This is a genomic window from Psychrobacter sp. S1-30-MNA-CIBAN-0213, assembly GCF_040309845.1.
Taxonomy (GTDB): Bacteria; Pseudomonadota; Gammaproteobacteria; order Pseudomonadales; family Moraxellaceae; genus Psychrobacter.
In genome coordinates this window covers 1-251 of record NZ_JBEOPE010000133.1, presented here as the reverse complement: position 1 = coordinate 251, position 251 = coordinate 1, and the positions used below count along the sequence as shown (strand labels likewise).

Below are 251 nucleotides of genomic sequence, written 5' to 3'. Positions count from 1 at the left end.
AATTAATGCAGGCGTTAAACCGTTAAACTTCTCTGATATATGTGATTTCTCATTCACCAAGCCTGACTTTTCTCGCTATCCAAATTTACAATTAGCGATTGATGCGTGTAGTGCAGGGCAGGGCGCGACTACAACGGTTAATGCTGCAAATGAGATAGCAGTAAGTGCATTCTTAAACGGTAAAATTGGTTTTACTGATATATACAAAATAAATGCACAAACGCTTGAATCTGCAACGTATACCAATGTAC

General features: G+C 38.2%; 1 pseudogene. It reads left to right on the top strand.

Annotated features, from left to right (window positions below):
• Positions 1 to 251: pseudogene (locus tag AAEY87_RS14230) on the top strand (1-deoxy-D-xylulose-5-phosphate reductoisomerase); the annotation flags it as partial.